The 12,829-nt window shown below is 59.8% G+C and carries 15 protein-coding genes; all 15 read right to left on the reverse strand.

Annotated features, from left to right (window positions below):
* On the reverse strand, positions 1-354 hold the full coding sequence (locus B5V00_RS01115; RefSeq protein ID WP_085008646.1) for a hypothetical protein: 354 nt from the start codon (positions 352-354) through the stop codon (positions 1-3).
* Between the two features lie 3 nt (positions 355-357).
* Positions 358-654 (reverse strand): flagellar biosynthesis anti-sigma factor FlgM, encoded by a 297-nt coding sequence (flgM, locus tag B5V00_RS01120; RefSeq protein WP_085008648.1) that lies wholly within the window; start codon positions 652-654, stop codon positions 358-360.
* Positions 655-803: 149 nt separating this feature from the next.
* Positions 804-1,163, reverse strand: coding sequence for a rod-binding protein (locus B5V00_RS01125; protein ID WP_085008650.1), 360 nt, complete (start codon positions 1,161-1,163; stop codon positions 804-806).
* 64 nt (positions 1,164-1,227) lie between these two features.
* Positions 1,228-2,322 carry a flagellar basal body P-ring protein FlgI gene (locus B5V00_RS01130; protein ID WP_085008652.1) on the reverse strand — a complete coding sequence of 365 codons (1,095 nt, stop codon included), beginning with the start codon at positions 2,320-2,322 and terminating at the stop codon, positions 1,228-1,230.
* A gap of 19 nt (positions 2,323-2,341) precedes the next feature.
* On the reverse strand, positions 2,342-3,028 hold the full coding sequence (locus tag B5V00_RS01135) for a flagellar basal body L-ring protein FlgH (RefSeq protein ID WP_085008655.1): 687 nt from the start codon (positions 3,026-3,028) through the stop codon (positions 2,342-2,344).
* 2 nt (positions 3,029-3,030) lie between these two features.
* Entirely contained in the window at positions 3,031-3,984 is a 954-nt protein-coding gene (gene flgA / locus B5V00_RS01140) for a flagellar basal body P-ring formation chaperone FlgA (protein ID WP_085008657.1), read from the reverse strand.
* Between the two features lie 13 nt (positions 3,985-3,997).
* Positions 3,998-4,783 (reverse strand): flagellar basal-body rod protein FlgG, encoded by a 786-nt coding sequence (gene flgG / locus B5V00_RS01145; protein WP_085008659.1) that lies wholly within the window; start codon positions 4,781-4,783, stop codon positions 3,998-4,000.
* Positions 4,784-4,800: 17 nt separating this feature from the next.
* Positions 4,801-5,541, reverse strand: coding sequence for a flagellar basal-body rod protein FlgF (flgF, locus tag B5V00_RS01150; RefSeq protein WP_085008662.1), 741 nt, complete (start codon positions 5,539-5,541; stop codon positions 4,801-4,803).
* Positions 5,538-5,933, reverse strand: coding sequence for a hypothetical protein (locus tag B5V00_RS01155; RefSeq protein ID WP_085008664.1), 396 nt, complete (start codon positions 5,931-5,933; stop codon positions 5,538-5,540). Before B5V00_RS01155 ends, flgF begins: the two co-directional genes overlap by 4 nt.
* A 16-nt stretch (positions 5,934-5,949) precedes the next feature.
* On the reverse strand, positions 5,950-6,708 hold the full coding sequence (locus B5V00_RS01160) for a FliA/WhiG family RNA polymerase sigma factor (RefSeq protein ID WP_085008666.1): 759 nt from the start codon (positions 6,706-6,708) through the stop codon (positions 5,950-5,952).
* Positions 6,705-7,619, reverse strand: a complete 915-nt coding sequence (locus B5V00_RS01165) for a MinD/ParA family protein (protein ID WP_085008668.1) — start codon at positions 7,617-7,619, stop codon at positions 6,705-6,707. Before B5V00_RS01165 ends, B5V00_RS01160 begins: the two co-directional genes overlap by 4 nt.
* A gap of 11 nt (positions 7,620-7,630) precedes the next feature.
* Positions 7,631-8,890: a flagellar biosynthesis GTPase FlhF gene (flhF, locus tag B5V00_RS01170; RefSeq protein WP_085008670.1), complete on the reverse strand. Its 1,260-nt coding sequence runs from the start codon at positions 8,888-8,890 to the stop codon at positions 7,631-7,633.
* Entirely contained in the window at positions 8,880-10,967 is a 2,088-nt protein-coding gene (gene flhA / locus B5V00_RS01175; RefSeq protein WP_085008672.1) for a flagellar biosynthesis protein FlhA, read from the reverse strand. Before flhA ends, flhF begins: the two co-directional genes overlap by 11 nt.
* A gap of 18 nt (positions 10,968-10,985) precedes the next feature.
* Positions 10,986-12,041, reverse strand: a complete 1,056-nt coding sequence (gene flhB, locus B5V00_RS01180; RefSeq protein WP_085008674.1) for a flagellar biosynthesis protein FlhB — start codon at positions 12,039-12,041, stop codon at positions 10,986-10,988.
* 9 nt (positions 12,042-12,050) lie between these two features.
* A complete protein-coding gene (gene fliR / locus B5V00_RS01185; RefSeq protein ID WP_085008676.1) occupies positions 12,051-12,827 on the reverse strand; it encodes a flagellar biosynthetic protein FliR in 777 nt (258 codons plus the stop codon).
* Positions 12,828-12,829 lie beyond the last annotated feature (2 nt).

Raw genomic sequence — 12,829 nt, forward strand, 5'->3', positions numbered from 1 at the left:
TCAGACCTTCCCTGAGAGCAGACTGCCGCCGTTGACGTTGGTGATCTGTCTGCCGCTCTCTCCGTAAGCCGGGTTGGCAATCTGCCGGCTATAGAAATTCATCGTCTCGCGGACCCAGTTCAAAGATGACCAGAACAGGTAGGCGTTACGTCGGTTTTCCTTCTGGATCTTTGCTGCCAGTTCACGCAGTTCCGGGGTCAGCTCATCTTCCCTGGTCGGGGGCAGGGCGCCGAGCAGGGCGCTTTTTTCCTTCACCGTCCGCTGCAGCCCCTCCAGGTCGAGGTTCATGGCGTATTCGCGCTCATCAAGCAGCAGTCGGTGCAGTTTACGGTATTGCTGGAGGGTTCCGGTCATCGCTCAGCGATCCTTCAGAATGTGTTTGAGCAGGCTGGTTGCGACCGCCCGGGAGTCGGGCTGGTAGCTTCCATCGGCGATCTGTTCCTTGAGCGCGGCGATCCTGTCGGCCCGTCGGCTGTCACGGATCGGGCCCGACTCACGGGCCTGTCCGGCTTCGCGGGCAAAGGCCGAAATCTTGACCTGGTCGGTCTGCCGCGTTTCGATGCTGGATTTCTTATCCTTGACGTCCGGCTTCTGTCGGCGGTCAAGATGGTCAAGACGGGCAACTGGCTTGCCGGTATTCAGTTTAACGGTCATAACATCCACCTTTGTTTCAATGCCCCGCGGGACAGGATCGTCCGGGCCGCTTCAGGGCTGTCTAACAAGCCGCATGGGGCTTTCCCTGATGCTCTTTTCGGTTGTCGGGCGATGAGAGTTTAGCAAAAAACATCAGAAAACGGGTTTATTTACCCCCCCCCTGATCTATCCGTTCTGATCGGCGATTCTTTTGGCAACGGACTCACGGGGCCGTGTTCAAGTTTCTGCAATTGCCGATAGAGGGCATTGGCGATCCCCATCCCGCCATGCTGCTCGGCCACCCCGCGGGCGACCTGGGCATCAAGCAGATCGGTATACATGTCGTGAGAGGCGTCCTTTTCAAGCAGTCCGCTCTGCGGGATTGTGGCCCGCATGCCTTTCAGCATCTGCTGCATGAACAGGGCTTCGAACTCCCGGCAGGCGGCCCGCAGTTTTTCCTCCCTGCCGGCAGATGCGGCGGCATCGATGCGGCTGAGAGAGACAACGGGCAATGCGTTATTGATTCTCATCTGAAGTGTCCTTCAGCGTCTGCTGCAGATCTTGTTGCGCGGCAATCCGCTCGTTGCGAAAGCATCAGAGAACGACCAGTTCCGCGTGCAGGGCTCCGGCCGCCTTGATCGCCTGCAGGATGGCGATCAGGTCACGCGGCGAGGCGCCGATGGCGTTCAGCGCCTGGGCGATTTCCGAAATGCTGACGCCCATGTTCATCACCACCAGTTCGCCGTCCTCCTCGTTGACCTCGATATCGGTTTTCGGAACGGCGACGGTTCGGCCGCGGCTGGCAAAGGGTGCCGGTTGCGATACATCGGCCGACTCGCTGATCACCAGGCTGAGGTTGCCGTGGGACACGGCCACGGTGTCGATCCGGACGTCCTGTCCCATGACGATGGTGCCGGTTTTTTCATTGACCACGATGCGCGCCGGGCTGTCGGTTTTGACATCTAGGGCTTCGACTTCGGAAAGGAACTTGACCATCCGGCCGCGGTAGTCATCGGGGACCCGAATCGTGACACTGGCACCGTCGACGGGACGGGAGGTGTTCGGACCAAAGCGGCGGTTGATGGCGTCGGCAATGTGGCTGACCGTGGTGAAGTCTGTTTCTTCAACCCGGTAGGTGAGCTTGTCGCTGCTCGGCAGGTGGAAGGGGACCTCTCTTTCCACCAGTGCGCCGCCGGGAATCCGTCCCGCGGTGGGATGGTTCTTCTGTACCTTGGCCGCCTTGCCGCCGAAGGAGAGAGCACCGACCACCACCGGTCCCTGGGCGACGGCGTAGACCTTGCCGTCCGGTCCCTTGAGAGGTGTCATCAGCAGGGTGCCGCCGGCAATCGACTCGGCGTCACCGATGGAGGAGATGGTGACATCTATTTTGTTGCCCGGTTTGGTGAAGGGCGGGAGTTCGCTCGTGACCATGACGGCGGCGACATTGTCGACCTTCACCTTGTTGCGATCAACCGTGACTCCCATCCGCTCGAGCATGTTGACCAGGGTCTGGGTGGTGAACTCGGTGCTATAGCTGTCACCGGTGCCGTTGAGTCCGACCACCAGGCCGTAGCCGACCAGCTGGTTGTAACGCACCCCTTCGAGCCGAGCGATATCCTTGATTCGCGCCGCCTGCAGAGTTCCGGGGAGGAACAGCAGAAGTATGATCAGCCATTTCATGGTACGCATGTGTCGTCCTCCGGTCGACTCAGAAGGGCCAGACATTATCCAGGACCCTGGTCATCCAGCCCGGTCTCTGCTTGTCGCTGACGACCCCTTTGCCGGTATAGGCAATGCGGGCATCGAGAATATACTTGGAGTCGATGATATTGCCCGGGGTGATGTCGCTCTGGCGCACCAGGCCGGTCAACTGGATGTACTGGGTTTCTTCGTTGACAGTGACCGCCTTGTTCCCTTCGATGCGCAGGTTGCCATTGGGAAGAACTTCGATCACCTGGGTGGTCAGGGTGGCGATCAGGTCTTCCTTGCGGGTGGTTTTACCGTTCCCTTCGAAATCGTTCTTGTAACTGGCACTGATCAGGTTGCTCGGGTCGATCCCGCTGGCGAGGTTGGCGAGATCCTTTTCGAAACGGAAAAATTTGGTGATGTCCGCCGAAGCGGTGCTGGTGCGGTCGGTGGCCGTGGTCGCTTCCTTGCTGGCACTGGCTTTCTCGAAAATGGCCACGGTGAGGATGTCGCCGACCCGACGGGCCTTGAGGTCGGTGAACAGGTCACTGCCGCGATCCGCCCAGATCGACCCGGTCGGTTTGCGCTGTTCGGCCGGGGGGTACTGGCGGGACTGTACCGCCGGCGACTGACGCAGGGGTTCGGGAGGCTTCGTCGTCGCGCAGGCGGCAAGCAGCAGGGGGAAACAGAGAATCATCAGCTTGTTCATGGTCAGAACCCCACTTTGACCTGGCCGGGAGCAATCACCTTGCAGAGAATGTCCCGTTGCGAATTGCTGTTGCGGACCGGGATGGTGTCGCCGATTTCCCCGTTGTGCCGGGCGATCCCTCTGGTTGAAATGCTGAGGCCGCCGTGCTGCAGAGAGATGGTTACTATTTCGCCTCGTTTGACGACCGGCGGTGAGATCACCATCGAGCGTGTCAGCGGCTGTCCCCGGCGCAGGCTGCGTCGGGTTTTCTTGCCGATCAGCTGGTTCAGGTCGAGACAAGGGTTGCGCATCGGCACGATATTTCGGCGTACCAACTGCAGATCAGTCGCCCTGAGAATCGATCCTCGCGGCAGGTCGCGAATCATGGTCGGCACCTCGGCCAGTGCTTCGATCTGGCCGCGAACGGTCAGGTTCCTGACCGGCCGGTCTTCAACCCGGAACAGGATATTGAAGCTGCGGCTGTGAAGGATGTCCGGGTCGGACGGTCTGATTTCGGTGCGCAGTGTGCCTTTCGGCAGCACGAAGGGACGCGGCAACTGGAGGTTGACCAGGTTGAGCGTCATGCCGGGGAAGCGTTGCTGCTGGGATTGCAGGTATTTTTCCAGCAGGGTCTGCACCTTCCGCGGTCCAAACGGGACACCGGCGCGTCTAATGACGACAACATCGGCCCCCTGGTGGTCGGCGCCGGCCAGGTCCGGTTCGAGCCTGCACAGCCTGGCCCAGAGGTCGCGGCTCTGCATTCGCAGTTCGCTGCCGGGGGCGGGAGCGGCGGCCAGACTTATTCCCGCCAGGCTGCGGGATCTTTTTCCCGCGGGAGTGATCGAGGCAATGGCGCCGAGGGTGACATCCTCGCCGTCTACAACGGCCTGAGGGTGAAACCGGACCGTCAGGGCCTGGCTTGCGGATGCTCCCAGCAGAATCAGCAGCAGACTTGAGATCGTGATAAAGAGTTTCATCTCAGCCGGCTTTCTAGACAAGGTTGTTGGTCATCTGCAGCATCTCATCCGCGGTTTTGATCGCCTTGGAGTTGATTTCGTAGGCCCGTTGTCCGGCGATCATGTTGACCATCTCTTCCATGACGCTGACGTTGCTGCCCTCGATATACCCCTGGGAGATAGTGCCGAGGCCGAGCAGACCGGGTGTTCCGGTGGTCGGCGCGCCCGAGGCCGGGGTTTCCTGCAGCAGGTTGCGGCCGAGACTCATCAATCCGGCCGGATTGCTGAAGTTGGCCAGTTCAATATTCCCCACCTGCGTGCCCTCGGTACTGCCGTCGAGAAACGCTTCGACGGTGCCGTCGTCATGGATGGTGACCCGGGTGGCATTTTCGGGAATGCTGATCTGCGGCACAATCGGATTGCCCTCGGACGTGACCAGGCGACCGGTGCTGTCCTTTTTCAGGGTTCCGGCGCGGGTGTAAACGGTTTCGCCGTCAGGCATCTCAACCTGGAAAAAGCCGGGGCCCTCAATGGCCAGGTCGAGTTCATTGCCGGTCTGGGTGATGTCGCCGGAGGTGAAAATTTTCTGTATCGCGGCGGTGCGGGTTCCCAGTCCGACCTGGATGCCGGTCGGGATTTCGGTACCGCTGCTGGTGTTGCCGCCGGCATTGCGAATCGTCTGGTAGAGGAGATCCTGGAAATCGGCCCGGCTTTTCTTGAACCCGGATGTGTTGACATTGGCCAGGTTGTTGGCGATCACGTCCATGTTGAGTTGCTGCGCTTCCATGCCGGAGGCTGCAATCGACAGTGCCTTGATCATTTTCGACTCCTCACTGGTTAGAATGCCCCGAGTTCAGCGGCCTTGGTGGCCAACTGCCCGTAGGCCTTGATCATCTTCTGGTAGGTTTCAAATTCGCGCTCGTAAGTCACCATGCGGGTCATTTCCCTGAGCACATTGACGTTGCCGGCTTCGAGGGCACCCTGGATCAGCCTGGGGTTGGCCACCGTGGTCGGGGCGGTCGTTTTGGGAGCGATGAACAACCCGTCCCCGACCTTCTCCAGCGGGGTGCCGGCGGGGAATTCATACAGGGTGATGACCCCCGCTTCCTGTTCGTCAATGAGCACCGAACCATCTTCACTGATTTCCACTTCGCCGTCACCGCTGACAATGATCGGGCCGCTTGCCCCGAGGACCGGGTAGCCTTCGCGGGTCACCAGTCGATCCTGGTTGTCGCGGGTCAGGTTGCCCTGGCGGGTGTAGCGGTCACCGGCCGGTGTCCGGACCTTGAAGAACCCGGGGCCGTCGATGCCGAGGTCAAAAGGGTTGCCGGTGGTTTCGAGATCTCCCTGTTTGCGGTCGATGCGGGTTTCCTTGAGCCGGGTGATAGTGACCAGACCGTCACGGCTGCGACCCCGCTGGGCCTGGATCAGCCGGGATTCGAAGTCGGGAATATCCCGTTTGAAGCCGATGGTTTTGGCATTGGCCAGATTGTTGGCCGCTACGTCGAGGGCCTGCAGCCTGGCCATCGCCCCGGACACCGCTGAAAGCAGGCCGGCGTTGTAGGCGACATCCTTCATGCCGGACTCCCCTGGGTGGAATGCATTCCGCGACGCAGGTTGGCCAGGCTGACCAGTTGTTCCGCTTCGCCGCGACCGATCTGCAGGACCTGGGATATCTGCCCGGAGTCGAGTCCCTGGGCGACCAATGAGGTGATGTAGCGGTACTTGTCGGGGACCGCGACCTCGGGGCGTTTGTTGTTGATCCGGGCCTTCAGCTCGGCCAGGGCGAGGTTCTGATCGAAGGAGGGTTGTTCGGTCTTCCGGCGGGTCTTGTCGCCATTGACCTCGTTGCGCATATCGAGCAGTTCACGGTTGACGCGGTTCAGCTTCCAGTACAGAAAGCCGAACAAAACCATTGCCAGGGTGACCGTGGCCAGCAGCATGAAAAAAAGAATTTCCGGTTTCAGCATGGCGTCCTCCTCGGCACTATTTTTTCGGGAAAGGGGGCATGCTGGTGCGACGTGAAAGCCTGACCTTGAGCTTGATCAGCGCCTGGCTGTGAATCTGGGAAACGCGCCCTTCCGAGATGCAGAGAATTTCGGCGATCTCTTTCTGGGTCAGTTCCTCGTGGTAGTAGAGCGCGACCACCAGGCGTTCCTTCTCGGACAGTTTTTCGATGTGTGCCGCCATCTCCCGGGTGAGGTCACTCGCTTCCAGTTCCTCCAGGGGACTTTTGCCCTTTTCATCTTCAAGGTTGTCGATGATGCTGCGGCCGGTTCCGGAGTCGTCGAGATATTCGTTGAGGCTGATGCAGCCCAGATGGGAAACCTCGCCGAGCAGAGTCTGGTAGTCTTCCAGGCTGATTTCCAGTTCGGCGGCGACCTCCTCCTCTTCGGGAGCACGACCGAATTTTTTCTCCAGCCGGTCAATGGTTCTGGCGACCCTGGCGTGTTTTTCCCGCAGGGTCCTGGAGAACCAGTCCATGCGCCGCACCTCGTCAAGCACCGCGCCGCGAATACGTCGTTCGGCAAAGGTCTTGAACAGCACCCCCTTGGCCGGATCGAAGCGGTTGGCGGCGTCAACCAGACCGAGCATGGCCGCGCTGCAGATCTCGTCGCGGCTGACGAAGGCCGGGACCTGGGTCACCATCCTTTCCACCAGGAAATTGACCATCGGGAGATGGGATCGAATCAGTTCATCCTTGTCGAACATTCCGGTTTCGCGATAGGTGGCGGTTTTGTTCATGACTCACCTCCCTTATTCATTGTGAAAAATTGTTTCCAGAAAAACTGCATGGTTCCCTTGGGATCCCGGTCACGAGGCGACTCGATCAGCGTCCGGGCCAGTCCGGCAAAGGCGGAACTGATGCGCAGGCCGGGGTACAGCTCGACAATCGGTTTCTGTCGGCGTACCGCTTCCTGCATGCGCTGGTTCTGGGGGATGCAGCCAAGGTAATTGATGGAAATATCAAGATAGCGGTTCGAAACAATGGTCAGCTTCTGGTAGACTTCGAGACCTTCATCGTCTCCATGGGTCTGGTTGACCACCAGGTGGAAATGTTTCTGATGAAAACGGGTCGATAGCAGTTTCATCAGGGCGTAGGCATCGGTGATGGCGGTCGGTTCCGGTGTGGTGATGACCATGATGTCCTGGGCGGCGACATTGAAGTAGGTGACGTTCTCCGAAATGCCGGCCTCGGTATCGATCAGAACCATGTCAAAGCGTTCATGCAGGGCGTCGAGATCTTCCAGAAAACGAAGTTTCTGGGCACTGTTGAGATGGGTCAGCTGCTGGATTCCGGAACCGGCCGGCAGGATACTGGTTCCGGCGGGCCCGTTGATCATGATCGATTCCAGGGACTGCTGCCCCCTGAAGTAGTGATTGAGGTTGTACCTGGGAGTCAACCCGCACATGACATCGATATTGGCCAGGCCGAGGTCGGCATCGATAACCAGCACCCGCTGTCCGCAGCGTGCCAGGGAAACGGCGATGTTGGCAGCCAGCGAGGTTTTGCCGACGCCCCCTTTACCCGATGTAACCGACACCACTCGGGGTGTCGACGGAACCGGCGTGGTCGCCTGGGCCTTGGTTGCCATGTGCGGCTGCAGGTTGCGCAGGGTTCCCGCCTGATCAAAGTGTCCTTGAACTACAGTCATGAATTTCACCTCTATTGCCTGCCCAGAATACATTCGGCCACCAGTCGTGGTTCGGCCACCAGCAGGTCCTCGGGGACGCGTTGGCCGTTGGTCAGATAGGAAATGGGAAGATTCCTGCGCAGCGGAATGTCGAGTAGGGCGCCGCGCTGGGTGGCCTCATCAATCTTGCTGAAGATCAGTCGATGCAGCGGCATGCGGCTGAAACTGCCGACGATGTCGCCGAGGTCCCGGCCACGGGTGCCGGTTGCCAGCACCAGGTGATTTTCGGTTTCCGTTTCCGGGACCAGGAAGGATGCCAGTTCGGCCATGCCCTGCTCATCGCGATGGCTGCGGCCGCTGGTGTCGATCAGAATCAGGTCCTTGTCGCTGTGGCGGGTAAAGGCCTCCAGCAACTGCTGCGGGGAATAGATCACCTCGACCGGAAGTTCCATGATCTCGGCGTAAACCTTGAGTTGCTCGATGGCGGCGATGCGATAGGTGTCAATGGTGAACAGGGCGACCTTTCCCGACTGATTGCGGAGAAATTCCGCGGCCAGCTTGGCGACCGTGGTGGTTTTGCCGACTCCGGTGGGACCGACCAGCGCGACCCGTTGCTGTCCCTTGCGGGAGGGCAGGGGCGGAGCGAATTCCACCAGTTCGCCGATGGTGTCAAGGAAGAACTGGTCGAGCAGGGCCGGATTGCCGAACTGCTGCGGGTCGAGCCGGTCTCCGGCATAGCGGGCCAGAGTTTCAGCGGTGTCCGGCGCGATGTCATGCCCGGTCAGATCGGCGATCAGCCGATCGACTTCGTTCGCCGGCTGCGGCGCGGGGGTGTAAGTCCGGGTCGCGGGGACGGCAGCAACCGGCTGCTGTTCCCGCAGGCTGAGCTGGCGGATGATGGCTTTCAGATCATCGATTTCTTCCCGCAGGGTGCCGATATCCTGGCGGGCGACCATTTCGCGAAGGTCGTGCAACTCTGCTTCCAATGGATCGATGACCTTCTTCTGTTTCCAGATATCCCGGTAATTGATATCGTCCAGGGCCCGGGCGGTTTTTTTCTTTTTCTCAGCTGTGATTTGCGCCGCGGGCGTGTAGTTCGCGGCGGCGGTCTGCGGCTGCTGGTCGGGTGTTTCGACAGCGGCGGTGATTTCGACCTTCGGTCGGCCCAGCAGCCCGAGGCCGTTTTTACGCAAAGTGCGGGTCGAGAGGATCAGTGCGTCCGGGCCCAGGGTTTCCTTGACCTTGGCAAGGGCCGCCGGCATGGTTTCGGCTTCGAAAACTCTAACCTGCATTGAGGCTCACCGTTCCCAGGGAACGCACCATCATCTGCGGTGCGATTTCATTGTGCGAGAGCACCACCAGTTGCGGCAGGTAGCGCTCGGTCAACCTTTTGACATGGGGGCGGATGGTCGGGGCCGTCAGCAGCACCGGCACATTGCCGCCGCCGGCTCCGGCGACCAGGTCGCTGAGACGTTCGATAATGTTGTGAGCGAGGCCCGGTTCGAGTGCCAGGTAGCTTCCCTCCTGGCTGGTGTGAATGGCGTTGTGCAGGGTTTCCTCGATCTCGCGGTCGAGGGTGATCAGGTTGAGATTTTTCCCGTCCACAGCGTACCGGTCGCTGATGGAGCGGGCCAGGGCGCCGCGGACATACTCGGTCAGCACCATCGCGTCCTGGGTATGGGGCGCGTAGTCGGCCATTGTTTCCAGGATGGTGCGGATATCCCGGATGCTGACGTGTTCTTTGAGAAGATTCTGCATGACGCGCATAATGAGTCCGATGTTGAGAATGTCGGGTACCAGGTCTTCGACCAGTTTCGGACAGGTCTTGGAAAGACTATTCAGCAAGTTCTGTACCTCTTGTCGTCCAAGCAGCTCGTGGGCATGATTTTTTATCACCTCGGACAGGTGGGTACTCATCACCGTGGCACAGTCAACCACTGTATATCCGGCTATTTGCGCGCGATCCTTCTTGTCTTCGGAAATCCATACCGCCGGCAGACCGAAGGCCGGTTCGGTGGTTTCTATCCCCTTGATAACCTCGGTCGCGGTGCCCGGATCCATGGCGAGATATTGACCCGGGAACACTTCTCCGACACCCACTTTCACGCCCTTGAGCAGGATGCTGTACTGGTTCGGCGTGAGCTGCAGGTTGTCCTTGATATGGACCGGCGGAATGATGAAGCCCATATCCATGGCAAACTGTTTGCGGATCGCCTGGATGCGCGGCAGCAGTTCACCCTCCTGGTTTGAATCGACCAGGGGAATCAGGCCGTAGCCGACTTCGAGTTCAAGCAGGTCGACATGCAGCAGCTCATCAAAATCGACCTCAACGTCCTGTTCTTCCACATCTTCCACCGTTTCGGCCTCGGCCAGCAGGGAACGCTCCCGGGCTTTCTGTACCTGGAAAGCGATGAATCCGAGGACGATCGAAATCAGCACGAAAGGAATGTGGGGCAGGCCGGGAATCATGGCGAAGACCAGCAGGATGCCGCTGACCAGCCACAGGGCCCGGGGATGGAGGGTCAATTGCCCCTTGAGGGCGGTGCCAAAATCCCGACTGCCGGCGGCCCTGGTAACCAGGATGCCGGCGCCGGTGGAAATGATCAGAGCCGGGACCTGGCCGACCAGGCCGTCACCGACGGTCAGGATGGTGTAGGTCTGGGCGGCGCTGACGGCCGGCATGCCGTTCTGCAGCACTCCGATGACGAAACCGGCGCCGATATTGACCAGGGTGATGATGATGCCGGCGATGGCATCGCCGCGGACGAACTTGCTGGCGCCGTCCATCGCGCCGTAGAAGTCGGATTCCTCGGCGATCTCCTTGCGGCGGCTGCGGGCGGTTTCCTCGTCGATCAGCCCGGCGTTGAGATCGGCGTCGATGGCCATCTGCTTGCCCGGCATGGCGTCGAGGGTGAACCGGGCGGCGACCTCGGCGACCCTTCCCGCGCCCTTGGTGATGACCATGAAGTTGATCACCACCAGGATGCAGAAGATGACGATGCCGACCACGTAGTTGCCGCCGACGACAAACTGGCCGAAGGACTTGATCACCGTGCCGGCCGCGTCGGCACCCTCATGCCCGTGCAGCAGGATCAGCCGGGTTGAGGCGACATTGAGCGACAGCCGGAACAGGGTCGTCGCCAGCAGCAGGGACGGGAAACTGGAAAAATCGAGGGTCCGGGTGGTGTACAGGGCGATGATCAGGATCACCAGGGAAACGGTGATGTTCAGGGTCAGGAAGAGGTCGAGCAACAGCGAGGGCAGGGGAATGATCATCACCATCAGGATCATTACCACTCCGGATCCGACAATGACGTCATTGCGCAGCACCTTCTGCGCCAGGTTCTGATTCTTCAGCAGTGCCAGCATACCCGTCTCCTAAAATTATTAATTCTTCAATCCATAGACGTAGGCGAGGATCTCGGCGACGGCGGTAAAAAGTTCCTCCGGTACCGCCTGCCCGATTTCCAGCTTGTAAAGCGCCCGGGCGACCGGTTTGTTTTCCACCATGACGATCCGGTTTTCACGGGCGATCTCGCGGATTTTCATCGCCAAGTGATCGGCGCCTTTGGCGATGACCTGCGGGGCGGCCATGGTTGCGCGGTCATATTTCAGGGCGATCGACAGGTGGGTCGGATTGGTGACCACCACGTCGGCCTTGGGCACTTCGCTCATCATCCGTTTACGTGCCATTTCCTGCTGCAGGGAGCGCACCCGAGCCCGCAGCTGCGGATCACCCTCGGTTTCCTTGAGCTCTTCCTTCTGTTCCTGCTTGGTCATTTTCATCTTCTGTTCCATCTCCCAGCGCACGAACAGGTAATCGAACAGCGCCAGTATGATCAGCACGCCGCAGCTTTTGAACAACACCAGACCGGCGGTCCGACCGAGAAAACGCATGGTCTCCGACGGCGGCATATCAACCAGCAGGATGCTGTTGCCGAATTCGTTGTAGACGGTTTTGAAGGCAACCACCCCCACCAGGCCGACCTTGGCGAGTGATTTGATGACCTCGACGGCCGAGCGCCTGGAAATGAACTTTTTCGCTCCCTGGATCGGGTTGAGCTTGCTCAGGTCCGGCTCCATCGGCTTGCCGGTCAGCAGAAAGCCGATCTGCATGATGCTGGAAAGGGCCCCGACCACCAGCACCAGCAGCATGATCGGAGCGAGCAGCATGGCGACCTGTCCGAAAATGGCCATCCCGAGGTCATACATCGATTCCGGGTTCACCCTGATTTCACCGGACCGGCTCCAGATGCCGGCCACCAGTTTCTGCAGCCGCGGCCAGAAGAAGGGCAGGTAAAAGAACCACATCAGCAGCATCGCGGTGAGCAGCATCGCGGTCTGAACTTCGCGGCTCTGGGCCACCTGACCCTTGCTGCGGAACTCCTCGCGTCGCTTGTCTGTTGCCTGTTCTGACCGTTCCTGGTCCTGCTCTTCAGCCATAATCGAATCCTAGAGCGCTTCGAACAGCAGTCGGAAGCGCTGTTCGAGATCGGAAAACTCCTGGTTCAGCAGTGCCACCATCAGGTTCAGGGTCAAGCCCATCAGCAGAAACGTGATGCCGATATTGAGCGGGAAGGAGAGCAGAAACACATTCAGTTGCGGAAAAACCCTGGCCATGATGCCGAGCACCAGTCCCGAAAGAAGCAGCACCGCCAGTATCGGAGCGCTGAGCTGGATGCCGAGGACGAACATTTTTCCGGCCAGCTCCAGCAGGTAGGGGACGGCACCTCCGGAGAAATCCCAATGTCCCGGCGGCAGCATCTCAAAGGAATTGACCAACGCGCGAATGAAGTAATGATGGATGTTGAGGGAGAGAAAAATCAGGATCGCGAGAACATTCTGAAATTGCGAAATCAGCGAGACCTGACGCTGGTTCTGGGGATCGAAGACGTTGGCGGCGGCAAACCCCATCTGGTAGCCGATCACCGTTCCGCCGAGTTCCACCGCGGTGAAGATGAACCTTGCCAGGTAACCGACCATCAGTCCGAACATGCCTTCCCCGGTCAGCAGGATCAGCAGCGAGACCGGTTCCATCGAGGCCTGCGGCAGGGTGGCCCGGACCAGCGGGAAAATCATCAGTGTCAGCATAACCGTCAGTCCGGCGCGCACCCGCATTGGTGTCTGCCCGCCGCTGTAGAGTGGCAGGGTGCCGATCAGGGCGGCCACCCGAACCAGGCAGATCAGGAATGCCTGGATGGTTTCAACGGACAGCTGCGGCAGGGTCATGA

The organism is Geothermobacter hydrogeniphilus (genome assembly GCF_002093115.1).
GTDB lineage: Bacteria > Desulfobacterota > Desulfuromonadia > Desulfuromonadales > Geothermobacteraceae > Geothermobacter_A > Geothermobacter_A hydrogeniphilus.